Source organism: Kitasatospora sp. NPDC096077, from assembly GCF_040303245.1.
Taxonomy (GTDB): Bacteria; Actinomycetota; Actinomycetes; order Streptomycetales; family Streptomycetaceae; genus Kitasatospora.
Genome location: NZ_JBEOSV010000008.1, coordinates 1 through 22,747, shown reverse-complemented (window position 1 = coordinate 22,747; position 22,747 = coordinate 1). Strand labels below are relative to the sequence as shown.

The following is a 22,747-nucleotide window of genomic DNA, read 5'->3' as shown; positions in this document are numbered from 1 at the left end:
CCCAAGCCCGAGCTTGGATGTTCCCCAGGAAATCGGCGGATTGACTTGGATGTTCGGCAGCCTCGATCATCGAAGCAGGGCCCGCGAGAGGGCGGCAACCCGCCCGCTGCCTTCGCGGCGCTCCGGACGCCGGGGCGGGGGCACGGCGGGTGTCGACCCGTTGGCGCAGGAGCGCGAGCGAGTACGTCGGAACGGTACGGCACGTCGGAGGGGGAGTGGGATGCGGTACGCGGACGGTCCGGGCACGCACTGCGAGGTGTTCGTGCGGGCGGAGCCGGCCCGGGTCTGGACGCTGGTGACCGACATCGAACTGCCCGCCCGGGTCAGTCCGGAACTCCAGCGGGTCGCCTGGCTGGAGGGCGCGGACCGCCCCGCGCCGGGCGCGCGCTTCGAGGGACACAACAGCCGGGCGAGCATCCCGCACTGGCGGACGGTCTCCGAGGTGGTGGAACTGGTCGAGCACCGCACCTTCGGCTGGGCCGTGATGGACGCGGACGGCCGGTTCGGCGACCCGGTGACCGAGGTGTCCGGCGCGCTCGCCCGCTGGCGCTTCGACCTGACCCCCGCGGACGGCGGTACCCGGGTGCGCCTCTCGGCGGTGATCGGTCCGGGCCCCAGCGGCGTCCTCCAGGCCATCGAGGCTCGCCCCGAAGCCGAGGAGAAGATCGTCGACTTCCGGCTGGGGGAGCTGCGGACCGGGATCACGGCGACCCTGGAGGGCGTCAAGTCGGCCGCCGAGACGGTGAGTTAGGCAACCCTCGTGGATCTCGTGGATCTCGTGGACGTCGACGGGCTGGTGCGGGAGGTCCGGGCGTCGGCGGCCCGGCTGGGCGCGGACGCCGGGGCGCTGACCGATCGGCAGGCCGGTGAGCCCTCGCTGCTCCCCGGCTGGAGCCGCGGCCACGTGCTCACCCACCTCGCCCGCAGCGCCGACGCGTACCGGTGGACGCTCGCGCTGGCCCGTACCGGCGGCGCGCCCGGGCCGCGGGCCGACGCCGCCGAACTGGACCGGCGGTTGCGCGAGGGCGCCGGGCGCGGTGCGGGTGCGCTGGCCGCCGACCTGCGGGACAGTCTGGACGGGCTGCTGCGGGACGCGGCCGAGCTGCCCGTCGAGCGCCGGGCGGTGCTGGTCCCCGCGCTGGCGGGGTGGCGGCACCCGGCCTGGTACCTGCTGTGGCGGGCCTGGCGGGAGCTGGAGGTGCACCACGTCGACCTGAACTCCGGTCGCACGCCCGCCGATTGGCCGGAGGACTTCGTGCGACGGGCCCTCACGGAGACGACGGCGGCGCTGGCCGCGCGCGGGCTGCCGCTGGCCCGGGTCGAGGCCGTGGACCTCGGCCAGGACTGGCCGGTCGGCGGGTCAGGTCCGGTGCTGAGCGGTCCGGTGCTGCGCGGCCCCGGGCACGCGCTGCTCGCCTGGTTCGCCGGGCGGGGCCCGGCGGCGGGGCTGCTGTGGCTGGACGGGGTCCCGGTGGGGACGCCTGGTTCGCCGGCGGTACTTCCGACGCTTCCGACGCTGCCGGCATGGCCGTTGCCGCCGGAGCCGGGCTGGGGGTGAGCGGCCGGCGGGCGTCGGGCCGGGCGTGAGCGGCGTCAGGCGCCGGGCGTCCGGTCCTCCGCCTCCCGCAGGGCGGCCGCGAGCTCCGCGAAGCCGCGCCGCTCGGCGTGGGCGCGGGCGGTGGTGCCGTCGGCGTCCGGGAGGCGGGGGTCGGCGCCGTGGGCGAGCAGGAGGTCGACGATCTCGCGGTGGGCCGGGCCGCCGTCGCCGAGCAGCACCGCCTCCAGCAGGGCCGTCCAGCCGAGGTCGTTGACGTGGTTCACGTCGATGTCGGTCTCGGCGAGCACCGCGCGGACGTAGCCGACGTGGCCGCGCTCGGCGGCCGGGATGACCGACACCCCGCCGTAGCGGTTGCGCCGGGCGAGGTCGGGCCCGCCGGGGAGCAGCGCGCGCAGCATCGGCACGCTGCCGGTGATGCCGGTGACCAGCCACGGACTGTTCAGCTGCGGGTCCTGGGCGTTGACGTCGGCACCCGCCTCGACCAGCAGCCGGGCGGCCGCGACCCGGTCGGCGAAGGCGGCCCGCAGCAGTGCGGTGCGGCCCTCGGTGTCCCGCGCCTCGACGTCCGCGCCCGCCGCCAGGGCCGCGCGGACGGCGTCGGGGTCCCCCTGCCGGGCGGCGTCCAGCAGGGCGAGGTCGGCGGCGGAGAGCGGACGGTCGGTCATGGTGGGGGCTCCTGTGCGGTCGGCGACGTGCGGCACCAGCCTGCCGCGTCCGGGGCCCGGTGGGGTCGGCGGGCCGGTCGGATTCGTCGGGCGGAACGGAGGACGGCCGGGTCAACCGATCGGTTGACCCGGCCGTCGGCCTGCTACCAGGAGAGTGGGTAGCGGACCGGGTGTCCGCCGATCCGGCCGGGCAGCAGCCCGATGGCGACCAGCAGCACGGTGGCCAGCGCCAGCAGCGGGAGGAAGGGCAGCGGGTGCGGGGCCTGGAGGACCACGATGACGGCGGTGGCCGCGGCGGGGGAGTGCGAGGTGTGGGTGAGCATCATCGCGCCGAGGGCCAGCCCGGCGGCGACGGCCGCGCCCCAGGCGGTGCTGCCGGTGACGGCCAGGGTGGCGAAGCCGATCGCGGCGGACATCAGCTGGCCGCCGACCAGGTTGCGCGGCTGCGAGATCGGCAGCCCCGGTGCGCCGTGCACCAGTGCGGCGCTGGCCGCCAACGGCGGGATCAGCAGCGGTTGGTGGAGCAGCACACCGACTCCGACCAGCAGGAGCAGGGCACCGATGGCGAAGACGGCGGCCCGCAGCGCGTGCAGCGGGTGCGGGCGGGGTGCGGCGACCGGCGGTGCGGCGGGCGGTGCTGGGGCGGGCAGGGGCGGTGCGGACGGCGGGGACAGCGGGGCGGGCATGCGGGGGCGGCTCCGGATGGGGGACGGGGGACCCGCAGATGATAAACAGACTGTTGAGGAAAAGGTAGGACGTTTTGCCTGTTGGACACGTTGCTGGACACGTTGCTGGACACATCGTCGGTCACACCGCTGAGCATTCCGCTGGTCAAGCCGTCGCATCAGGTCACGAGGAGCATCCGATGATCATCCCGACCGTCACCGTCTTCCGGGACGTCCGCCCGTTCGGCGCCTCCGAAGCCGTCGACCTGATCGCCGTGGACGGGCTCCTCGCCGCCCGCGTGCCGGACGGCGTCGTGCCGACGGTCGTCGAGGGCGTCGGCCGGATCGCGCTGCCCACCCTGGTCGACGCGCACATCCACCCCGACAAGACCGCCTGGGGCGAGCCCTGGTACAGCCGCCGTCCGGCAGGTTCGCTGCCCGAGTACGTCCAGGGCGACGTGGACCTCGCCCGGCACCAGCGCACTCCGCTCGCCGAGCGGGCGCACCGGCTGCTGGCCCACGCGGTGACCCGGGGCACCCGCGCGGTGCGCGCCCACGTGGACGTCGCGCCCGCCTTCGGGCTGGCCGGGGTGACCGGCCTCGCGGAGGCCCGGGAGCGGCTGGCCGGGGCGCTGGACGTCCAGCTGGTCGCCTTCCCCCAGCACGGGGTGCGGCGCACGCCGGGGGTGGCCGGGCTGCTGGCCGAGGCGGCGGCGAGCGGGCTGGTCGACGCGATCGGCGGGATCGACCCGGCCGGGTTCGACGGCGGACCGGACGGCGAGGGGCCCGCCCAGCTGGACCTGCTGTTCGGTCTCGCCGAGGAGCACGGTCTGGAGCTCGACATCCACCTGCACGACCGCGGCGAGCGCGGCCTCGGCCCGTTGCGCGGGATCGCCGAACGGACCCGCGCGGCCGGGCTCGGTGGACGCGTGGTGGTGAGTCACGCCTTCTGCGTGCCCGAGCTGACCGGCCCGCCGCTGGCCGAACTCGCCGCCGAGCTGGCCGAGTCGGGTGTCGGGCTGACCACCGTCGCACCCTCGGCCCACCAGGTGCTGCCGTTCCGCGAGTTGTGGGCGCACGGGGTGCGGGTCGGGCTCGGCTCGGACGGGGTGCGCGACTCCTGGAGCCCGTACGGCAACGCGGACATGCTGCACCGGGCCCACCTGCTCGGCTGGACCACCGACGCCCGCACCGACGAGCAGCTGGCCGACTGCTTCGCCCTGGCCGCCGACGGCGGCGCCGAACTGCTGGGCCTGCCGGCGGCCACCCTCACGCCGGGCTCGCCGGCCGACTTCATGCTGCTGACCGGGGAGTGCCTGCCGCAGGTGGTGATCGACCTCCCGGCGCGCGAACTGGTGGTCCGGGCCGGCCGGGTGGTCGCCCGCGACGGCCGCTTCACCGGCTGACCGCCTGACTGCCCGTCGGCCTGACCGCCGACCTGCCCGTCGGCCGGGCGGCTTTCCGGCAGCTTGATCATCGGACGTCAAGTTGTCTGTACAGCTCGGGGATCCTTGACGGACACCGACTGGTCATCCGACTCCGCCGCTGCGGTCACCTCGGTCTCGTAGACCTGATGGGTCTGGCACGAACGGCCAGTCCCGGGCCGGTACCGAAGGCCCGGGGTCCGTCAGCAAGGAGCCCCACCCCCATGAGTCCGAAGCCCGAACTGTCGCGCCGCAGCCTGCTCGGCGGCGCGGCGGCGGCCGCGGTGCTGTCCGCCCTCCCGCTCAGCGTCCAGCAGGCGCTCGCCGCGCCGGCCCGCCCCGGTCGGCTGGCCGACATCCAGCACGTCGTGGTGTTCATGCAGGAGAACCGCGCGTTCGACCACTATTTCGGCACCCTGACGGGCGTTCGGGGCTTCGGCGACCGCACCGCCGTGCGCGGCGTCGACGGCCGCTCGGTGTTCCACCAGCCGGACCCCGGCCGCAAGGAGGGGTACCTGCTGCCCTTCGCGATGAACGCCGCCCACACCAGCGCCTACCAGCAGGGCGCGCCCGCCTTCGGCTTCGTCGACTCGATGAACGCCTGGAACGACGGCCGGGCCGACGGCTCGGTCACCCGCCGCTCCTCCGGCTGGCTCGGCCAGGGCTACTACGAGTCCGCGGACATGCCCTTCTACCACGCGCTGGCCTCGGTGTTCACCGTCTGCGACGCCTACTACGCGTCGGTGCAGTGCAACACCAACACCAACCGCGAACACCTGATGACCGGGACCAGCGGCGGCACCGTCCGGGACACCCCGGTCACCGACAACACCGAGATCCCCGGCGGCTACGAGTGGACCACCTACGCCGAGCGCCTGGAGAAGGCCGGCGTCAGCTGGAGGACCTACCAGGCGCTGGACAACTTCGACGACAACGCGCTCGCCTGGTTCGCCCCCTTCGTCAACGCCAAGCCGGGTGAGCCGCTCTACGAGCGCGGCATGCGCGCCGTCGGCGACCCGGCGAAGAAGAACGACCCCTTCGCGATGGGCGACGCCCTGGTCGACGCCTTCACCGCCGACGTCCAGGCCGACACCCTGCCCCAGGTCTCCTGGATCGTCGCCCCCGCCGCGCTCTCCGAGCACGCCAACTACGCGCCGCCGAACGGGGAGCACCTGACGGCCCGGCTGCTGTCGGCGCTGGCCGCCAAGCCCGAGGTGTTCCAGAAGACCGTGTTCATCCTCAACTACGACGAGCACGGCGGCTTCTTCGACCACCAGCTGCCGCCCGTCCCGCCGCTGGCCGCCGGCCGCGGCAAGTCCAACGTCCCGGTGGACGGCGAGGTCGTGGTCCGGGTGAGCAAGGCCGGCAAGACCTACCACCGGGTGGTCGGCCAGGACGGGAAGTACCGGGTGAAGGCCGCCGACGGCTCGCTGGCCTGGTCCGACACCCTGCCCGCCGGGGAGACCCTGGTCTCCGGCCCCTACCCGATGGGCCTGGGCGTGCGGGTGCCGATGGTCGTGGTCTCGCCGTGGACCCGCGGCGGCGTGGTCGACTCCACCGTCTACGACCACACCTCGGTGCTGCGCTTCCTGGAGCAGCGCTTCGGCGTCCAGGAGCCCAACATCAGCCCCTGGCGGCGCTCGGTCTGCGGCGACCTGACGAACGTCTTCGACTTCTCCGGCCGCAACCCCGCCTGGCCGCAACTGCCCGACACCAGCGGCAACCGGCAGAAGGTGGTCGACACCGGAAAGCTGCCCGCCCCCACCGTGCCCAGTCCGCAGGCGTTCCCCCGGCAGCAGCGGGGCACCCGCTCCGCCCGCCCGGCGCCGTACGACCTGCTGGTCAAGCCCCGGCTCAAGGGCGACGAACTGACCCTGGACTTCGTCAACCAGGGCCGCCAGGGCGCCGTGTTCGCGCTCTACCCGGCCCCCGGCGAGGCGCCCCGCTTCTACACGGTGGCGGCGAAGAGCCGGCTGTCGGACGTCTGGAAGGTCGGGCCGCAGGGCTACGACCTGCGGGTGCACGGCCCCAACGGCGCGCTGTGGCACCTGCGCGGCGACACCGCCTCGGCGTACGAGGTGTCGCTCTCGGAGGAGCGCGGCGGCAAGGTGCTGGAGGTCGACGTCATCAACCGCTCGCGCACCGCCCAGACCTTCCTGGTCGGCGACCTCGCCTACGGCGACGGGCTGCGCGAGGTGCGGGTCGCGGCCGGGGACGACCGCACCGTCAACCTCGCGGTGGGGCCGGAGGGTTGGTACGACGTCGCGGTGGGCGTGCTCGGCGACCTGTCCTTCCGCCGCCGGATCGCCGGCCGCTTCCCCTGGGACGACCGCACCGTCACCGACCCGGCCCTCGGCCTGGCCGACCCGCTCACCGTGGAACTCGCCCTCGGCGCCGCCTCCGCCACCATCGACGAGCCGGTGCTGCTGCCCGGGCACCCGGCCAAGGTCACCGCCACCTTCACCGCCACCGCCGCGCTCACCCGCTTCGAGGCGCAGCCGGTGCTCCCGCCCGGCTGGACGGCCGCCGTCGTCACCGCGCCGCCCGCCGCCCTGACCGGCAGCGCCACCGCCGTCTGGGAGGTCACCCCGCCCGCCCAGCTGCCGGCCGGGGCCACCCACCGCCTGCTGGTCACCGCGCGCGGCCTGGCCGACGGGCGCTTCGCCGTCGCCGACGGCGAACTCGCCGCCCGGCCCGCCCCGGTGATGACCGGCCACCTGCTGGACGAGGACTTCGAGTCGCTGGCCGGAACGCTCCGGCCGGAGGGCGGCGTGCTCGGCTGGACGGCCCAGGCACCGAAGGGCTGGTCGGTGGTCAACGCCCCCGGCATGCCGCAGGGCACCGTCCGCCTGCAGGGCTGGACCTTCCACACCAAGCGCGAGTGGACCGTTCCGGCCGGGCAGGACCGCGGCAACTTCACCCGGGCCCTCGGCATCGTCGCGGTCGCCGACCCGGACGACTGGGACGACACCGGCTCGCCGTCCCGCAAGGGCGTCTTCGACTCCACCCTGGTCTCGCCCGCCGTCGCCGTCCCGGCCGGCGTCGACACCCTGTACCTGGCCCTCGACTCGCACTACCGGCAGGAGGCCCCGCAGAAGGCGTCCGTCACCGCCGTGTTCGACAACGGCACCGAGACCCGGCTGGTCTTCTACAGCTCGGACGCCACCGGCAACGACAACGCCGGCAAGGACGTCCAGAACGCCCAGCTGGTGCGGCAGTTCGCCGTCCCGGCGGGCGCGCGGACGGTGACGCTGAAGTTCCGGATGTACGACGCGGGCAACAACTGGTACTGGGCGGTGGACCACATCCGGCTGGACAGCCGGCCGATCGGGGGCTGACCCGGGGGTGGTGGGGGCGGGGGCGCTGGGGTCGTGGCGCCCCGGCGCCCTCGGGCCCGCCGCTCACGCCCCGGCGCGGGCCTGCCGCAGCAGGTAGGCCCCGGAGGCGGCGGCGAGCACGGCCATGCAGGCCGCGAAGACCAGGCCGGCGTGGGCCAGGCCGAGCGGTCCGGTGAGCAGGCCCACCCCGATCACCGGGATCGAGATGCCGAAGTAGGCCACCACGAACAGCGCCGAGAGGGCGCCGCCGCGATGCTCCGCCGGGCTCGCGGCGGCGACCTCGCCCACCGCTCCGCGCAGTCCCATGCCCTGCCCGGCGCCGCCCGTCAGCGCGGCCAGCACCAGCGGCAGGAGCACCGCCCAGGCGAGCGAGCCCGCCAGCAGCGCCAGCCCGACGATCAGCACCAGGCACCCCAGCGGGACCGCCCGGGCCGTCCCCAACCGGGGCACCAGCAGCTGGCCGAGCGTGGAGGCCAGGAAGGCCGTGAACACCACCAGGCCGACGGCCGCGCGGTTGTGGACGCCCAGGCCCTCGGCGAGGAAGGCGGGGCTGACCGAGGTGAACAGCCCCAGCAGCGAGAACCCGGCGAAGGCGGCGATCCCGGCCGGCACGAACACCCGGCGGACCTCGGGCGGCAGCTCGGGCCGGTTCGGCCGCGCGGTGCGCAGCGGACGGGTCCCGGCCACGGTCTCCGGCAGCAGCAGGACGACCCCGAAGGATCCGGCCAGCAGCACCAGGTGCGCCACGAACGGCAGTACCAGCGGGTGCGGGGCGTACTGGGACAGCAGCCCCGACAGCAGCGGTCCGCAGCCCAGCCCTCCCATGTTGGCGGCGGTCGCCACGAACCCCGCCCGGCCCTGCTCGCCCGGCGGGGCGAGCTCCAGCACGTACGCGGTGGCGGCGCCGGTGAAGAGCCCCGCCGACAGACCGGACAGCAGCCGGCCGAGGCAGAGCAGCGCCACGCTGTCCGCCGCCAGGAAGACGACCGCGCTGCAGGCCGAGCAGACCAGCCCGCAGAGCAGCACGGGCCGGCGCCCGACCGCGTCCGAGACGTTGCCGACCAGCAGCAGCACGCCGATGACGCCGAAGGCGTACACGGCGAACACGACCGTCACGGTCAGCTCGGAGAAGCCGATCCGGTCCTGGTACAGCCCGTACAGCGGGGTGGGCAGGGTCGTCCCGGCCATGCAGACGGCGAAGGCGAAGGCGGCCAGGAGGTAGCCCGAACGGGTGAGGGCGGGCCGAAAAGTCCGATGATCGGTCACCTGCTCACGATAGGTGCGCAACCCGGCTCGGCCCAGGGCGCACCGGCGTGCGCTGGGCCGACCGGGGGTACGCCCGCCCGGTGCCGACCCCGTCAACAGCGCCGCCACACCCGGGACCGAAAAACGCCGATGATACGAACGCGGACCATGCGGTGGTGTACAACACCGAGGAGCGCTAGCCCAATTCGCGTGCGGAGCAGTGAACCCGCCGCGCCACCGACCGGAAGGCGAGGAACACCCGGAATGGCGAACGTCGACGCCGGACCCGACCAGGGCACCGCCACCGTCACGGCCACCGTCACCGCCGCTGCCCCCGTTGCTGCGCCCCCCGGCGCGCCCGCCGGTGATCGGCCGGTCGGCGTCTGGCGACAGCGGGACTTCCAGGCCCTGTGGTCCGCGCACACGGTCAGCCAGTTCGGCACCCAGATAACGTTCTTCGTCATCCCCGTCCTCGCACTGACCAGCCTCTCCGCCTCGACCGGCCAACTCGGCCTGATCTCCGCGATCGAGACCCTGCCCTTCCTCCTGGTCGGCCTGCAGGCGGGCGCCCTGCTCGACCGCTGGGACCGCAGGCGGGTGATGGTCGTGGCGGACATCGGCCGGGCGGTGGCCCTCGCCCTGTTGCCCATCGGCTACTTCGCCGGGCTGCTGAGCGTGCCGCTGCTCTGCGTGGTCGGCTTCGTCATCGGTCTGTTCACGGTCTTCTTCGACATCGCCGACCAGGCGTTCCTGCCGAGCGTCGTCACCCGGGAACAGACCGCGGAGGGCAACAGCCGGCTGGAGCTCTCCCGCTCCACGGCGGAACTGGCGGGCCCGAGCCTGGGCGGTCTGCTGCTGCAGACCGTCACCGCACCGCTGATCCTCGTCGCCAACTCGCTGAGCTACCTGGCCTCCGCGCTCCTGCTCGGACTCATCCGGACCCCCCGGGAGCAGGTGCCGCAGCCCGCGGTGAAGACCAGGATGCGGACCCAGATCGCCGAGGGTCTGCGGTTCGTCTTCCATCACCGCACCCTGCGCTCGGTGGCGCTGGCGACGGGCATCAGCAACCTGGTGGGACTCGGCGGCGCCCTGGCCGCCGTGCTGACCGCGTACGCGCTGCGGGACCTGGGACTGTCGCCGGGCGAGCTCGGGCTGGCCCTGACCGTCGGCAACTGCGGCGCCCTGCTCGGCGCCGCGCTCAGCGGCCGTCTGATCGAACGCGCCGGGCTCGGCCGGGTCCTGATCGTGGCCAAGTCCATGTCGGGCATCGCCGTGATCATCCTGGCCACGGCGGCCCCGGCCCGCGCCGTACCCACCCTGATCGCCGCCACCGGCATCATGGCCTGCGGCATCACCGTCTACAACATCGGACAGGTGAGCCTGCGCCAGGCCATCACGCCCACCGGGATGCAGGCCCGGATGAACGCCTCCGTCCGGTTCGCGATCTGGGGAACCCGCCCGGTCGGCGCACTGGCCGGCGGCTACCTCGGATCCGTCCTCGGCACCCGGCCCACCCTGTGGCTGATCGCCGGCATCGGCCTGCTCTCCTGCCTGCCGCTGATCCTGACCGAGGACGTCCGGACGCTGCGCACCTTCCCGGCCGAACTGCCCGAGTGAACGGGCGCCGGGTGGCGTGGGACGGGCGGCGCCCGGACGGCCCGGATCGCTCGACGGGGCGCCGGGAGACCTTCCGTCGAGCTACCGGAGCGGTCCCCGTTCGTCGACATGGACGGTGGGTGCGGACAGGAAGGCGTCGCCGTCCACCGGGCCGTGGGCGATGTTGAAGGTGTCCGTCCAGTACGACCAGTCCTGCCTTCCCGCCAGGCTGCTGAAGCGGTAGTTGAGCTGCCAGCGGACCCACTGCCCGGGGAGGAGCGGAACAGCCGGGGGCCGGCGTCGCCGGGGCGGTATCGCGTACCAGGGATGCACCCGAGGCAGAACCAGCAGTCGGCCGTCGGATTCCCGGAGCCGGACGTTCACGTCGTGCAGGTCCACCTGATCGCCGTGCGGCGCGAAGCCGTCCCGTTCGTGCATGCGCACCACGTGCGCGCGGGAGGGCGCCACGGCGGGCAGGACGAAGCCGACCGGGGCCGCGTTCCGGAGCGCGGCCGCGGGCCCTCCTCGGGACTGCTTCGTCCAGGACGTCCGGATCCACTGGACGGTGACGTTCACGGTCGGGTCGTTCCGCTCCGTCCGCCCGTTCTCCCGGTGCGGCTCGTTCCTCTTGTCCCTCTCGTTCCTCACAGCGCGTTCTTCAGGATGTCCTTGAAGAGGCGCCAGAGCTTCTGCCGGACGGTGGCCGTGGTGCGCCAGTGCTTCTCCGCCTCGACGCTGGCGCGGGTGACGGCGAGTTCCTTGCCCGTGGTGCGGACCATGTCGATCCGGTGGGTCACTGCGGTCAGCGCGTTCATGTGGTAGTGGCCGATGCCGAGGTGGGTGCCCGCCTCTTCCATGGTCATCCAGGGACCGTCCGGGGGCAGGTCCCGGTAGCGGAAAGGTATCTGCGGCAGGTCGTCGATCCATCTCTTCACCGGGGCATTCTCCATGATCGGTCGACCCCGAACAATCAGGTGATCCGGGCCTCTGATATCACTGACGGTCGGTGATCGGTGTCGAGTGAACGGAGTCCGAGCGGTGGGTGACACGGACCGCGGCGGGCCCGTCGGGTACTGGGATCCGCTGCCGACCGCTCGGCGGTTGCTCGCCAAGGAACCGGGCCTGGACAACTTCGGCGGGGTGTGGGAGGAACGCAACTGGCGCAACGTGCCGGGTCCGTTCTACGGGGCGCACACCGACAGCATGCAGATGGGCCGTCATGACGCGCCGTTCCACATCGCCTACGACGACTGCTACGGGCCGCTGGACGGGCGGGAGTTCGTCTACCGGCAGCCCGTCGACCCGGCGCAGACCCGTGACCTGCTGAGCGGCTGCTTCTTCGGCCACGGCGGCTTCGCGATGGACGGCGACGACCACTGGACGGTGCCGGCGGTGCGCGAGTGGTGGCAGGAGCGCGGGCGGGTGCGGGAGTGGGCGGTGGTGGCCGCCGACCGCTGGTCGCGGACCGGCGGGAAGTACCGGGAGCACTACCGGGACGCCGCCCAGGGGCTGCGCGACTACATCGCCTACCTGGACCACGGGTTGGCGGACTATCTGCGCGGCTACCTCTTCCGGCTCGCCGAGGGCCGCCCGCACGACGCGGGCGAGTCGCTTCCGCTGCTGGAGCGGCGGTCCCGGACGGCTGTGGCGCCGGCGCCGGCGCCGGCGCCCGCTTCGGCTCCGGTCGACGGCGGGGCGCCGCTGCTCGCGGGGTACTTCGTGGCCGTCCCCGAACCGGTGGTGGGGGAGGGGATGCCGCGGATGCAACGGTTGACCACGGCCTCGGACTGCCTGATCGACCGGTTGCCGGACGACGGTTGCTGGTTCGACACCGCCGAGCAGGCCCGGGCGGCCTGCGCGCCGCTCCAAGTACCGGGCGGGGCACGGCTGTACGCCCTGTTGGTGCCCGCCGGTCACGTGGCCGGCCTGGTCGCCGACATCCGCGTGGCAGCGACGTACGAACCGGTGTTGCTCGGCCGGCTGGACGGCGGTGCCGGCGGCGGGGACACGGAGGTGGCGGCGCCGGCGGTGGTGGCGCCGATGGTGGCCGAGGGCGGGGACGACATCGGTTGGGAGGTGCTCGGTTACGACCACGGTCTGTTGCACAGCTGGCTCTGCAACGACCTCTACCGGGACGCCGTGCGCGAGCTCGGGGTGGAGGCCGACGAGCGCGGACTGCTCCCCGGCCCGGACACCGCCGAGCGGGTCGCCGCCTGGGCCAACGCCCGGGACGACACCAAACCGGTCACCTGGGTCCCCGCCCTGCTGATGGAGTGGGACGTCCCGATCGAGAGCCGCTTCGTCCCGGTCGTGGGCGGACCCGAACGGCCGGACCAGCCCCCGCCGCAGCCCTGGTACCACTGGCTCGTCCGGGGTGGGCGGAGGGCGTCCGACCCTTCGGGGTGAGTCCGGTGACGAGCCGTCGCCGGGGACTGCCAGGGCTCGCTCACCTGGACTCGACCCGGCCGAGCGGGCGGGGTTCGGCCGCGAGTCGTTCGAGGGCGGCGGGCCAGGCCCGGTCCCTGGGGTGGAGCGCGGTGCGGAGGTAGGCCGTGGTGAGGCGTTGGACGGCGGCGACGCGTTCGGGGTTCTCGTCGGTGGTCTCGGCGACGTCGTAGCCGGAGACCCCGCCGAGGCCGTGCCCCGCGCCGAACAGGGTGAGCAGGGACTTGGGACCCGGGGCGAGGTGGTAGGGGTCGGTGTGCCAGGACGGGCCTTGGACCGTCAGGTGGGGGGACGGGTCGTCGTCGCCCGCGACGACCAGGGCCGGCGTGGTCATCCGGGAGAAGTCCGTGGTCAGGAAGAACGGGTAGGCCTCGGCGGTGGACCGGGTGAGCGCGTCGCCGCCCCGGCCGGGTGCCGCGAGCAGGACGCCTGCCGTGATCCGGGGCTCGCGCAGGTCCACCTCGCCGCCGTCCTCGGGGTCGGTGAGCCGGGCGCCGAGCAGCAGGCTCGCGGTGTGCCCGCCCATGGAGTGTCCGACCACGGCGACCCTGCCCGGGTCCAGGCGGCCGCGGAGCGGGGGGACGGCGGCCTCGACCAGGTCGAGGCGGTCGAGGATGCGCGTCATGTCCTCGGCCCGCGACCGCCAGAACAGTGGTGCACCCGGGGTTGCCGGGTCCAGGCGCAGGGTCCTCGAACTGAGGTGGGTGGGCTGGATGACGGCGAAGCCGTGCGCGGCCCAGTGGTCGGCGAGCGGGGCGTAGCCGTTCAGCGAGGAGAGGTGGTGGGAGGGGCCCTGGCCGTGCGAGAGCAGGATGATCGGCAGGTCGGTGCCGGTCGTCGGGGCGGTGACCCGGAGGTGCAGGTCCACGGCACGGCCGGGGGCCGGCAGGACCACCGGGCTGACCGAGAGGACCGGGGCGGCGGGGTGCTCGGTGGTGCCGGGGTCGGTGGCGCCGGGGGTGTGTGTGGAAGTGGTCATGAGGTGCTCTCCCCTTTCCGCGTTTCGGCCGGGAGCAAAGCGGAACCTTGTTCCATATACGATACGGAACAATGTTCCGCTTGGTCAACCGTTGTCCGGCGGAGGGGAGGGGCCGACGTGGCGGGTGCCGGTCAGAGCTTGTCGGCCGCGCGGACCCGGTGGAGGTGGATCAGCACGTCGTAGCTGCCGCCGAGCGCGAGCGTGGGCAGCGGGTCGTGCCGGAAGGTCGTCCCGACGTCGTAGGTCGGGCGGGAGGTGTTCAACCAGGTGCGGGCGACGGGCGGGGCCTGGCGCAGGTCGAGGTAGTAGTCGCGGGGGCGGACCCGGTCGAGGAGGTACTCGTTCATGCCGAGCGTGGCCGGCGGCGCGGTGGTGCTCCGCCAGTCATCGGCGAACGGGTCGGCCTTGGTGAGGAAGGAGCCGCTGCCGAAGGTGAAGCCGATGCTGACGTAGTCCGCGCCGAGCGCCTCGCGCAGGAGGGTACCCTCGATCGTGGGGTACAGCACCGGGTCGGCCGTCCGGTAGCCGACGTGGCCGTTGTGCGCCGAGAGCAGCACCTTGCCGCCGTAACGGCGCTGCCACCACAGGGTGTTGTCGGCCATCGCCCGGTCGCGGAGCACCTGGGCGGTGATCGCGGAGGACTCGTCGTCGACCCGCATGGTGCAGAAGGCGAAGGTCCGGGCGATGTTCAGGGCGTGCTGGACGGCCCAGTCGTACTCCTGGTCGCCGGGCTTCCCGGCGGCGGTGACCAGGTCCAGCGCCTGCTGCGCCAGGTCCGCGTTGCGCTGCCGCTCGGGCGCCGGGACCCGGCTCAGGTAGCCGATGGCGTCGTCGAACGGCCGCAGGCCGGCGTACAGCTGCTCGACGCCGGACAGCGAGGCGGGGGCGGCCTTGCGCAGGTAGGCGGTGACCTCGGTGAAGGGCCGGTCGCCGATCCCGGGGAAGCCGAGGTCGGTGCCCACGAAGTGCACCGGGCGCTTCGGGCGGCTCCGGTTGTACGCCCGCATCCAGTCGATCAGCCCGGCGAACTCCCTCCGCTGCCACGGCGATCCGGCCATCACCCGGCGCACCAGCTGTCGGGCGTCGCCGTCGCCCTGGCCCTGCACGAACGCGTCGATCTCCAGGCCCGCCGACCAACTGGCCTCCAGGGCGAAGACGGTGAAGCCCTTCTCCTCGACCAGGTAGCGGAACACCCGGTGCTTCATGGTGAAGAACTCGTGCGAGCCGTGGGTGGCCTCGCCGAGACCGACCACCCGGGCCCCGCCGATCATCGAACCCAGCGCCCGCAGACCGGCGTTGGGGGCATCCGGCTCGGTGGAGCGCAGCGGGTGGGAGGTCCGGTCCAGGGCCTCGGAGACGTGCTCGGGCAGCGGGGAGGTGCTCGGGGTGGTGCCCCGGGCGGGACTCGGAGCGGCGGCGGAAGCGGGGGCCGCGGTGGCCGTGGCCGGAATGAGCAGCGCGGTGGACGCGGCTGCCGCGGTGGTCACGGTCGCGGTCAGCAGGGTCCGTCGGGCGAGCGGCTTCCGGGTCGCGGTCATGATGGGCACTCCTCGGCTGGGCGGTTCACATCGGTTCAATTCCTCCGGCGCTCTTGGCCGGTGAGAGAATCCTCCGCCGAGGAGGGGGTCGGGCGCGCTGGGGCGAGCCGCCGTGATTCCCGGGGGGAATCCCCACCCCGGCGGGGCACCTGGGGGCACCGGGGTGGTTCCCCTGGGGGCACCTGGACGGGTGGGCGGACGGCTGGTACGGAAAGCCCGGCACCACCGCCCGGTGGTGCCGGGCGGTGGTGCCGGGTGCTGCTGGTTCGTGCTGGTGGTTCGTGCTGGTGGGGGTGTGTCGCCGTCCGTCAGGACAGGCGGTCGGCGCGGTGGGTGGGGCGTCCGTCCAGGACGGTGAGCAGGACGGGGACCTCCGCGAGCGCGGTGGCCGGGGTGGTGAGCGGGTCGGCGGCGAGGACGGTGAGGTCGGCCCGGTGGCCGACCGCGATCCGGCCCGCGAGCTGCTCCTCGCCCGCCGCGAAGGCCGCGTTGACGGTCATCGCGCGCAGCGCCTCCAGGGCGGTGAGGGCCTGGCCGGGGTTGTGCGGGGGCTGGTCGAGGTCGCGGGTGGGGCGGCGGTGGCGGGCACCCGCCATCACGCCCAGCGGCGGGTAGGGGGCGATCGGCCAGTCCGAGCCGAGGACGACGGTCGCGCCCGCGTCCCACAGGTCGCGGCAGCGCCAGGCGCGGTCGGCACGCTCCTCGCCGAGGCGGCGGGACCAGTTGTCGGTGTGGTCGGCCCGGGTGAAGTCGCAGCAGTGGGTCGGCTGCATGGAGGCGATCACGCCCGACTCGGCGAAGCGGTGCACCAGCTGGTCCGGAACGGTCTCGATGTGCTCGATCCGGTGGCGGACGGGGGTGGTCCGCCCGGACGCTCCGGACGGGGTCGCCGAGGCGGCCCGGTCGACGGCGTCGAGGGCGTGGCGGACGGCCGCGTCGCCGATCGCGTGGGTGGCGGTCGGCACCCCGGCCCGGTGCAGCTCCTCGATCACTCGGGAGTAGTGCGCCGGGTCGGGCCAGAAGGCGTGGGTGGACTCGCCGTGGCAGTCCGGGCGCTCCAGCCAGGCGGTGCCGTTGTCGATGGTGCCGTCCATGAACAGCTTGACGCCGTCGACCTGCCACAACCGCCCGCCCCGGCCCTGCAGTTCGAGCAGCGCGCGCAGCCCGTCCTGATCCACGCCGGGCTGGCACCAGGGCGCGATCCGAAGGCGCAGCGGCAGCTCGCCGGTCTCGTCCAGCTCGGTGTAGAGGTCGAGGCTGTCGCCGTTCGCGTCCATCGCGTGGCCGCCGGTGAGGCCGGTGGCGGCCATCGCGCGCAGGGCGGCGGCCAGGCGGTCGCGGCGTTCGGCGCGGGTGGGCCGCGGGGCGGCGCGCTCGACCAGTTCGCAGGCCGCGTCCTCCAGCAGCAGGCCGGTGGGTCGGCCGTCGGCGTCGCAGACCACCTCGGCGGCCTGGGCGAAGGTGCGGGGGCCGTCGACGCCGGCCAGCTCCAGGGCGCGCGGGCTGGCCAGCATCGAATGGGCGTCGAAGAGCTGGAGCAGCGCCGGGACGCCGTCCAGGACGGGGGCGAGGGCGGCCGCCTCCACCGGGCGGTCGCCGAAGACGTTCGGGTCCAGGCCCCAGGCGTGCAGCCAGGCGCCCGGGGCGAGGCCCTTGACCTCGGCCGCGAGGGCGGCGCGGACGGACGGCAGGTCGGTGCAGCCGGAGAGGTCCAGGCCGTGGGTGAGCTCGGCTCCGGTGACCGGGTGCAGATGGCCGTCGACCAGGCCGGGGGTGACCACGGCGCCCCGGAGGTCGATCACCGTCGTTGCGGCGTCGGCGAGTTCGCGGATGGTCCGGTCGTCACCGAGGGCGGCGATCCGGCCGTCGACCACGGCGAGCGCGGTCTGCGGGAGGAAGCCGCCGGAGGCGGGGTCGAGCAGGCGGGCGGAGAGGAGGACGAGGGAGGTGCGCACGGCGGCTCCAGCGGTGGTGCGGGGTGGGGGGAGGCGAGGTCGGTGGAGGTCGGTCGGGATCGGTGGGGGTCACTCGGGGAGGGCGAGGGCGCCGTCCGTGAGGCCGAGTTCGCGTTCGGCGGTGGCGGCGGCGAGTCGGATGACGGCCGAAGGGTGGTTGCCCAGGCCGGTGTTGGCGTGGGAGGCGAGGCCGTCGATCACCACCAGAATCCGGACGGCCGTCAGCTCGGCGTCCTCGGTCCGGAACTCGCCCTGGTCGACGCCCGCCTGGACGACGCCGCCGAGTCGGCCCCGCCACAGCGACTCCTGGCCGAGCACGCGCTCGCGCAGGACTGGGCGGTAGCGGCTGAGGTGGCGGGCGTTGAGCCAGAGCCGGCTCATGTCGTCGTAGGCCGGGCCGGTGGTGCGGGCGAAGAAGCGGGCGAGGTGGTTCAGCGCGGACCCGTCCGGCGGGTCCGCGGGCAGCAGCGTCTCCAGTTCGGCGGTGGCGGCGCTGCCGAAGGCCTCGGCGACCAGGTCCTCCACGGCCGGGAAGTAGTGGCTGATCAGGCCCGGTCTGACGTCCAGCTGCTCGGCGATCCGGCGCAGGGTGATGCACTCCAGGCCCTCGGTGAGGGCGACGGTGGCGGCGGCCTCGACGATCTCCGCCCGGCGGTCGTCGGGAGACTTCCGGATCCGTTTGCGCTGAACGCTTGACGTCATGTGGCGGATGCTATTGAGTGTGCGACCAATAAGCAAGCAGGTGGGCACGACACCCCCACGGAGGGCCCCCATGGCGTCCACGCTCCCGGACCACCCCCAGTCCGACTTCCCCACCGGACCATCTCCCCGGCAGTCCCCGCACCCGGACCTGAACCCGGACCCGGGCCCGCAACCGCAGCAGGGCCCGGTCCTGGGCTCGCGTCCGGGCCCGCAACCGCAACCGCAGCAGGAGCGGAGCGGCCGGGTCGAGGTGCACGGCATCGACCACATCCCGGAGACCGAACGGCGGGGCCGGGCCCGCGAACTCTTCCCCGTCTGGGCGGCGGCCAGCGTCAACTACCTCAACCTGGTGGTCGGCGGCGCCCTCGTGCTCAGCGGGCTCAGCCTCTGGCAGGCCTTCACGGTGGTCGTCGTCGGCAACCTGTTCTGGCTGGGCACCGGACTGCTGGCCGTCTCCGGACCGGCCGCCGGCGCGCCCAGCGAGGTGATCACGCGCGCGATGTACGGCGTCCGGGGCAACCGGGTGAACAACGCCGTCACCGGGTGGATGATCTCCGTCTGCTACTTCGCGCTGAACCTGGCCGCCGCGGCCGTGGCGGCGTTCTCCCTCGCCGAGCAGGCCGGGATCACCCCGAACACCCCGATCAAGATCGCCATCGTGATCGCGATCGTCGTGGTCACGCTCACCATCAGCGTGTACGGACACGCCGTGATCGTGCGGCTCTACCTACCGATCACCCTGGCCCTCGCCGCCGCCTTCGCCGTCGTCGGCTACGCGATCCTCCGGCACGCCGACTTCGGCTGGAGCCGACCCGAACCACTCAGCAGCGGCGGACAGTGGGCGGCCGTCCTGGCCGGCGTCACCCTGATCGCCTCCGGTCCGCTCTCGTACACCACCAGCGCCGACTTCTCCCGCTACCTGCCGGCCACCACCTCCCCGCGCGCCGTGCTCGGCTGGACCGCCCTCGGCGGCTTCCTGCCCAGCGTCGTCGTCGGCGGCCTCGGCGTACTCGGGGCCACCACCGTCGACATGACCGACCCGCAGGCCGCGCTCCAGAAGATCCTGCCCGGCTGGTTCAACCCCGTCTTCCTGATCTCCCTGGTCATCGGCACCATCGCCGTCAACGCCCTCACCGCCTACAGCGCCGGCCTCGCCCTGCAGGCCGTCGGCATCCGCATCCGCCGCACCCTCAGCGTGCTCGTGGACGGGACCGTCGCGGTGGCGCTGACCCTCTATGCGCTGCTGGTCTCCAACTTCCTCGACACGGTCAGCAATGTGCTCCAGCTGACCGTCGTGCTCCTCGGCCCCAGTACCGCCATCTACGCCACCGACATCCTGCTGCGGCGCAACCGCTACGACGGCCGGGCCCTGACCGACGAGTCCCCCGGCAGCCCGTTCTGGTACCGCGCAGGCATCAACCCGGCGGGCGCCATCGCCCTGCTCGCAGGAGTGACCACCTCGGCCCTCTGCGTCGACACCCTCTACACCGGCCCGGTCGCGGCGCTGACCGGTGTCGACCTCGCCCTCCCGGTGGGGATCGTGGTGGCCGCCACGGTCTATGTCCTGCTGGCGCGCAGGGCCATGTCGCGCCGGAGGCCCTGACGCCGGGGCGAGTCGGGCGGCGCGCGGGAAGTCGGCCGGATCGACTTCCCGCGCAGGGCGTTCCGGGCGTTTCGGCCGCTCCGGGCGCGAGCGCGGGCCGGCTCAGGGGCTGTCGGGCGATCCTTCAGTGTCGTGGCCGGTGTGACGGCGGTGCCCGGGACTGCGGATCCAGGCGACGACGGCCTGCACGTCGACCGAGTGGGTCGTGTCGACGTGCAGCGTCGGGCCGAGCCGGAGAGGGCGCGCGGTGCGCCGCCAGCGCTCCCAGGCGTCGTCTGTCAGCAGGTCGCCGTGGATCGGATGGCGTGGATGACGGGCCTCGAATCGGTGCCGGGCGGTCGCCAAGGGGACGTCGCACCAGATCTCCACCGCAGCGGGGTCGTTGGCGCGGCGCAGGCCCCGGACGACGAAGCCCCGGAAGTCGGTCGGCCAGCAGGATTCCAGGACGGCGCCGGCGGGTGCGTCCGCCAGCAGTGCCCACATCGTGTCGCCGGCCGCAGCGCCGAGTGAGGCGTTCCAGCGCCGCTGCGGCGAGTCGGCCTGCTCGACGAGCCTCATGGGATCTCTGGAGAGGGTATGCCCTCCACGTTCCCGCCGGGCGGGGTGTGGGCAGTGGCCATGAATGCTGATCCTCTCGTTGGTTGGAGTGGCCTGCCGGCCGTGCGGGCGACGGGGGAGCCGGTGCTGCTCCCCGGCGCGGTGGTCAGCGTCGACGAGACCACCGACGACGACTTCAGCGAGGTGGCCGTCTCCTGGAACTGCCATTCGCGACTGTGGGACTGCTTCAGTCGCGCATGCCGCCTGGACCAGTGGGACGACCCGGCGTTCCGCCACTACGGGGAACTGCAGCGGCCCATGCTCGCGGCCATGATCCGGGATTCTGGGTTCGGCTGAGTTCACGGTTCGTCAGAGTGAGCGCGAGTGCGAGCCGTTGAGCCTTGAGGTTCTCGCTGGTCCCGAGTCCTCTCCGCCTTGGGCGCTGAGCGATGGACAGTCGACCGTGCAGGGCTGAGCGGGTCAGGAGCAGAGGACGCCGAAGGTGTAGCCGTGTTGTCGGAGGGTGGTCAGGATGGTGGGGAGGGCGGCCACGGTCTGACTGCGGTCGCCGCCGCCGTCGTGGAGGAGGACGACCGAGTCGGGGCGGGTGGCGGCGAGGACACGGTGCTCGATGGTCGGGGTGCCGGGGAGGGACCAGTCGGCGGGGTCGACCGTCCAGAGCTTGATTGTCTTGCCGAGGAAGGCTGCCCGGGACTGGACGGTGGTGTTCACGAAGCCGTAGGGCGGACGGAGGCAGGTGGGGGTTCGGCCGGTCTGCTGGTGGATGGCGTGGTCGGTGTCGAGGATCTGGGCGTTGAATTCGGGGAGGGAGAGCTTCCGTAGATCGGGGTGGGACCAGGTGTGGTTCTGGACGCTGTCGCCCTGGCGGGCGACCTGGGCGGTGACGGCGGGGTTCGCGGCGACGTTCTGACCGGTCTCGAAGAAAGTGGCGGGGGCGCTGTATCGGGCGAGGACGGCGAGGATCTGCGCGGTGTACTGCGGGCTCGGGCCGTCGTCGAAGGTGAGGTAGACGACCTTGGGGGCGGTGGGTGCAGGCGAGGCGGCGGCGGACGCCGGAGCGGCCAGGCCGAGGCCAGCGGTGAGCAGGGCGGCGAGGGCGGAGGCCGTGAGGCGGAGCGGGCGGGCGCGGGTGGGGCGGGGAGGCATGGCGGGCTCCGGGGGTGCGGTACCGGGAGCGGTCGTGGACAGGAGTCGCCCGGGCGGCGGTGGCGCTGGGCGAACGGCGGCGCGCCCCAAGTGAGTTCCTCTGTGCCACCATCCTCCGCCCGGCCGTTCGGCGTTGCATGTCGGCGTTCTCGGTTAGGGTGCGGACCGGCTGCGCCTGGCCATCGCAGGGCCGGCGCGAGGGGAGGGGCGTCATGATCGGCGTCGTCGGTGACGGTTCGCGCGAGGCCGAGGAGCGGGGCGGTGAGGGCATCCAGTGGCTGGCGGACGCCGACGGGGAAGTGACCGGGGTGGTGTTCGCCCGTGGCATCGCGCCCGAGGAACTGGCCCGTCGGATGGGGGCCGATCCGGCCGCCGCCACCGGGCCGATCAGCGGGCGGGAGATCTGGGACCTGGACATCGAGGTCTACCGCCCCGGTGACGACGGCGACGGCGTGATCAGGGTCGGCTCGGCGGACGGCTGGTCCTTCGCGATCGAGTACGGGGACTCGACCGGCGGTGAACTCCTCACCGAGATAGCGCGCGAGGGCGTGGAGGTGGTGCACTTCCGGCCGATGCCGGAGCAGCCGCCCGCGCTGCTCGACTACGCCCGGGACGGCGCCGTCCTGTGCGGCTTCGGACTGGGGGAGGAGCGTTGGCGCTGGGGGCAGGAGCCCGATCTGCTCGTCCCCGAGCTGGTCGCCGCGAGCGTGCTGGAGGCCGATGGCGTCACCCCCTGCGCACCCGGCGGCGCGCCGTTCCCGGGCGTGCACCGGCGGACCCTCGGCGCGGTCGGGCGGCGGTTCGGGCTGCGGCTGCCGCAGGCGGTGCTGGGCGAGCTGCGGCTGCCGGCGTACGTGGTGCGGGGCCGGCCGGGGCTGGAACTGCGGTGAGCCGAGGAGGGGCGGAACTGCGACGGTGATGGCGGTCGCGGCGGTCGCGGCGGTCGCGGTGGTCATGACGGTCATGGCGGGTCTCCCTTTCCCGGACCCCTGGGCGGGGCCTCGATGACCGTCATCCTCGCGCGGTGCGGGCCGCCCGCACATGTGCCGATCGGGAGGTTCCGGAGAGGGAAAGTCCGGCTCGGGGGTGCCGATCGGCCCGCCACCGGGACGACGACGCTGCCGGTGGGGAGGTGAAGCAAGCGATCGGGGAGGTGCGGGCCCGCCTCGACGCCGATTCCCCTTCGTGGTCGTGGAGTTGGCCGACCCGCCGACCCGCCCGCCCGAGCGGCCGGGCTCAGAAAGTGTTGGGTTAGCTGGTGACTACTGGTTGTTGAGGTCGTCGGCGAGGCGGCGTGCTGCTTCGGTCTCGATGGTGCCGCGCGGTTCGA

Annotated in this window: 20 protein-coding genes; 9 read left to right on the top strand and 11 right to left on the bottom strand. The window is 73.8% G+C overall.

The window, feature by feature from the left end; genetic code table 11:
- Window positions 1-220 precede the first annotated feature (220 nt).
- Complete coding sequence (locus ABTZ03_RS10465; protein ID WP_350512493.1) at window positions 221-751, top strand: SRPBCC family protein; 531 nt, start codon at window positions 221-223, stop codon at window positions 749-751.
- Between the two features lie 9 nt (window positions 752-760).
- Complete coding sequence (locus tag ABTZ03_RS10460) at window positions 761-1,558, top strand: maleylpyruvate isomerase family mycothiol-dependent enzyme (protein WP_350512492.1); 798 nt, start codon at window positions 761-763, stop codon at window positions 1,556-1,558.
- 35 nt (window positions 1,559-1,593) lie between these two features.
- Here the strand turns inward: ABTZ03_RS10460 and ABTZ03_RS10455 are convergent, their stop codons facing one another.
- Both ABTZ03_RS10455 and ABTZ03_RS10450 read right to left on the bottom strand, forming a co-directional pair.
- Window positions 1,594-2,223, bottom strand: a complete 630-nt coding sequence (locus tag ABTZ03_RS10455) for an ankyrin repeat domain-containing protein (protein ID WP_350512491.1) — start codon at window positions 2,221-2,223, stop codon at window positions 1,594-1,596.
- 143 nt (window positions 2,224-2,366) lie between these two features.
- A complete protein-coding gene (locus tag ABTZ03_RS10450; protein WP_502894429.1) occupies window positions 2,367-2,909 on the bottom strand; it encodes an HPP family protein in 543 nt (180 codons plus the stop codon).
- Window positions 2,910-3,088: 179 nt separating this feature from the next.
- On the opposite strand from ABTZ03_RS10450, the gene ABTZ03_RS10445 reads away from it, so the two are divergent.
- On the top strand, window positions 3,089-4,294 hold the full coding sequence (locus ABTZ03_RS10445; protein WP_350512490.1) for an amidohydrolase: 1,206 nt from the start codon (window positions 3,089-3,091) through the stop codon (window positions 4,292-4,294).
- A 242-nt stretch (window positions 4,295-4,536) separates the two neighbouring features.
- Entirely contained in the window at window positions 4,537-7,650 is a 3,114-nt protein-coding gene (locus tag ABTZ03_RS10440; RefSeq protein WP_350512489.1) for a phosphocholine-specific phospholipase C, read from the top strand.
- Between the two features lie 63 nt (window positions 7,651-7,713).
- Here ABTZ03_RS10440 and ABTZ03_RS10435 read toward each other — a convergent pair whose 3' ends face one another.
- Window positions 7,714-8,838, bottom strand: coding sequence for an MFS transporter (locus ABTZ03_RS10435; RefSeq protein WP_350512651.1), 1,125 nt, complete (start codon window positions 8,836-8,838; stop codon window positions 7,714-7,716).
- A gap of 321 nt (window positions 8,839-9,159) precedes the next feature.
- Here ABTZ03_RS10435 and ABTZ03_RS10430 point away from each other — a divergent pair, with 321 nt between their 5' ends.
- Window positions 9,160-10,512, top strand: coding sequence for an MFS transporter (locus ABTZ03_RS10430; RefSeq protein ID WP_350512488.1), 1,353 nt, complete (start codon window positions 9,160-9,162; stop codon window positions 10,510-10,512).
- Window positions 10,513-10,593: 81 nt separating this feature from the next.
- Here ABTZ03_RS10430 and ABTZ03_RS10425 read toward each other — a convergent pair whose 3' ends face one another.
- Together ABTZ03_RS10425 and ABTZ03_RS10420 are read right to left on the bottom strand one after the other, a co-directional pair.
- Window positions 10,594-11,067 (bottom strand): hypothetical protein, encoded by a 474-nt coding sequence (locus ABTZ03_RS10425; protein WP_350512650.1) that lies wholly within the window; start codon window positions 11,065-11,067, stop codon window positions 10,594-10,596.
- 68 nt (window positions 11,068-11,135) lie between these two features.
- On the bottom strand, window positions 11,136-11,426 hold the full coding sequence (locus tag ABTZ03_RS10420) for a DNA-binding protein (RefSeq protein WP_350512487.1): 291 nt from the start codon (window positions 11,424-11,426) through the stop codon (window positions 11,136-11,138).
- 103 nt (window positions 11,427-11,529) lie between these two features.
- On the opposite strand from ABTZ03_RS10420, the gene ABTZ03_RS10415 reads away from it, so the two are divergent.
- Complete coding sequence (locus ABTZ03_RS10415; protein WP_350512486.1) at window positions 11,530-12,897, top strand: hypothetical protein; 1,368 nt, start codon at window positions 11,530-11,532, stop codon at window positions 12,895-12,897.
- 40 nt (window positions 12,898-12,937) lie between these two features.
- Here the strand turns inward: ABTZ03_RS10415 and ABTZ03_RS10410 are convergent, their stop codons facing one another.
- From ABTZ03_RS10410 to ABTZ03_RS10395, 4 genes are all read right to left on the bottom strand, one after another.
- Window positions 12,938-13,915, bottom strand: a complete 978-nt coding sequence (locus ABTZ03_RS10410) for an alpha/beta hydrolase family protein (RefSeq protein WP_350512485.1) — start codon at window positions 13,913-13,915, stop codon at window positions 12,938-12,940.
- Between the two features lie 131 nt (window positions 13,916-14,046).
- Window positions 14,047-15,453, bottom strand: coding sequence for an erythromycin esterase family protein (locus tag ABTZ03_RS10405; protein ID WP_350512484.1), 1,407 nt, complete (start codon window positions 15,451-15,453; stop codon window positions 14,047-14,049).
- A gap of 308 nt (window positions 15,454-15,761) precedes the next feature.
- A complete protein-coding gene (locus ABTZ03_RS10400; protein ID WP_350512483.1) occupies window positions 15,762-17,408 on the bottom strand; it encodes an amidohydrolase in 1,647 nt (548 codons plus the stop codon).
- Between the two features lie 69 nt (window positions 17,409-17,477).
- Window positions 17,478-18,110, bottom strand: a complete 633-nt coding sequence (locus tag ABTZ03_RS10395) for a TetR/AcrR family transcriptional regulator (protein ID WP_350512482.1) — start codon at window positions 18,108-18,110, stop codon at window positions 17,478-17,480.
- Between the two features lie 70 nt (window positions 18,111-18,180).
- Here ABTZ03_RS10395 and ABTZ03_RS10390 point away from each other — a divergent pair, with 70 nt between their 5' ends.
- Complete coding sequence (locus ABTZ03_RS10390; protein ID WP_350512481.1) at window positions 18,181-19,713, top strand: purine-cytosine permease family protein; 1,533 nt, start codon at window positions 18,181-18,183, stop codon at window positions 19,711-19,713.
- A gap of 102 nt (window positions 19,714-19,815) precedes the next feature.
- On the opposite strand, the gene ABTZ03_RS10385 is transcribed toward ABTZ03_RS10390, so the two are convergent.
- Window positions 19,816-20,271: a P-loop nucleotide/nucleoside kinase family protein gene (locus ABTZ03_RS10385; RefSeq protein ID WP_350512480.1), complete on the bottom strand. Its 456-nt coding sequence runs from the start codon at window positions 20,269-20,271 to the stop codon at window positions 19,816-19,818.
- 102 nt (window positions 20,272-20,373) lie between these two features.
- On the opposite strand from ABTZ03_RS10385, the gene ABTZ03_RS10380 reads away from it, so the two are divergent.
- Window positions 20,374-20,607, top strand: a complete 234-nt coding sequence (locus ABTZ03_RS10380; RefSeq protein WP_350512479.1) for a hypothetical protein — start codon at window positions 20,374-20,376, stop codon at window positions 20,605-20,607.
- Window positions 20,608-20,730: 123 nt separating this feature from the next.
- On the opposite strand, the gene ABTZ03_RS10375 is transcribed toward ABTZ03_RS10380, so the two are convergent.
- Window positions 20,731-21,417, bottom strand: a complete 687-nt coding sequence (locus ABTZ03_RS10375; protein ID WP_350512478.1) for a polysaccharide deacetylase family protein — start codon at window positions 21,415-21,417, stop codon at window positions 20,731-20,733.
- Between the two features lie 212 nt (window positions 21,418-21,629).
- Between ABTZ03_RS10375 and ABTZ03_RS10370 the strand changes: the two genes are divergently transcribed.
- Window positions 21,630-22,307, top strand: coding sequence for a DUF6461 domain-containing protein (locus ABTZ03_RS10370; RefSeq protein WP_350512477.1), 678 nt, complete (start codon window positions 21,630-21,632; stop codon window positions 22,305-22,307).
- Window positions 22,308-22,747 lie beyond the last annotated feature (440 nt).

Bases quoted from the DNA above. Each gene is read 5' to 3' on its own strand.
- ABTZ03_RS10465 (WP_350512493.1), top strand. From the start codon at position 221: ATGCGGTACGCGGACGGTCCGGGCACGCACTGCGAGGTGTTCGTGCGG.
- ABTZ03_RS10455 (WP_350512491.1), bottom strand. From the start codon at position 2,223: ATGACCGACCGTCCGCTCTCCGCCGCCGACCTCGCCCTGCTGGACGCC.
- ABTZ03_RS10450 (WP_502894429.1), bottom strand. From the start codon at position 2,909: ATGCCCGCCCCGCTGTCCCCGCCGTCCGCACCGCCCCTGCCCGCCCCA.
- ABTZ03_RS10445 (WP_350512490.1), top strand. From the start codon at position 3,089: ATGATCATCCCGACCGTCACCGTCTTCCGGGACGTCCGCCCGTTCGGC.
- ABTZ03_RS10440 (WP_350512489.1), top strand. From the start codon at position 4,537: ATGAGTCCGAAGCCCGAACTGTCGCGCCGCAGCCTGCTCGGCGGCGCG.
- ABTZ03_RS10435 (WP_350512651.1), bottom strand. From the start codon at position 8,838: ATGGCCGGGACGACCCTGCCCACCCCGCTGTACGGGCTGTACCAGGAC.
- ABTZ03_RS10430 (WP_350512488.1), top strand. From the start codon at position 9,160: ATGGCGAACGTCGACGCCGGACCCGACCAGGGCACCGCCACCGTCACG.
- ABTZ03_RS10410 (WP_350512485.1), bottom strand. From the start codon at position 13,915: ATGACCACTTCCACACACACCCCCGGCGCCACCGACCCCGGCACCACC.
- ABTZ03_RS10405 (WP_350512484.1), bottom strand. From the start codon at position 15,453: ATGACCGCGACCCGGAAGCCGCTCGCCCGACGGACCCTGCTGACCGCG.
- ABTZ03_RS10395 (WP_350512482.1), bottom strand. From the start codon at position 18,110: ATGACGTCAAGCGTTCAGCGCAAACGGATCCGGAAGTCTCCCGACGAC.
- ABTZ03_RS10390 (WP_350512481.1), top strand. From the start codon at position 18,181: ATGGCGTCCACGCTCCCGGACCACCCCCAGTCCGACTTCCCCACCGGA.
- ABTZ03_RS10385 (WP_350512480.1), bottom strand. From the start codon at position 20,271: ATGAGGCTCGTCGAGCAGGCCGACTCGCCGCAGCGGCGCTGGAACGCC.
- ABTZ03_RS10375 (WP_350512478.1), bottom strand. From the start codon at position 21,417: ATGCCTCCCCGCCCCACCCGCGCCCGCCCGCTCCGCCTCACGGCCTCC.
- ABTZ03_RS10370 (WP_350512477.1), top strand. From the start codon at position 21,630: ATGATCGGCGTCGTCGGTGACGGTTCGCGCGAGGCCGAGGAGCGGGGC.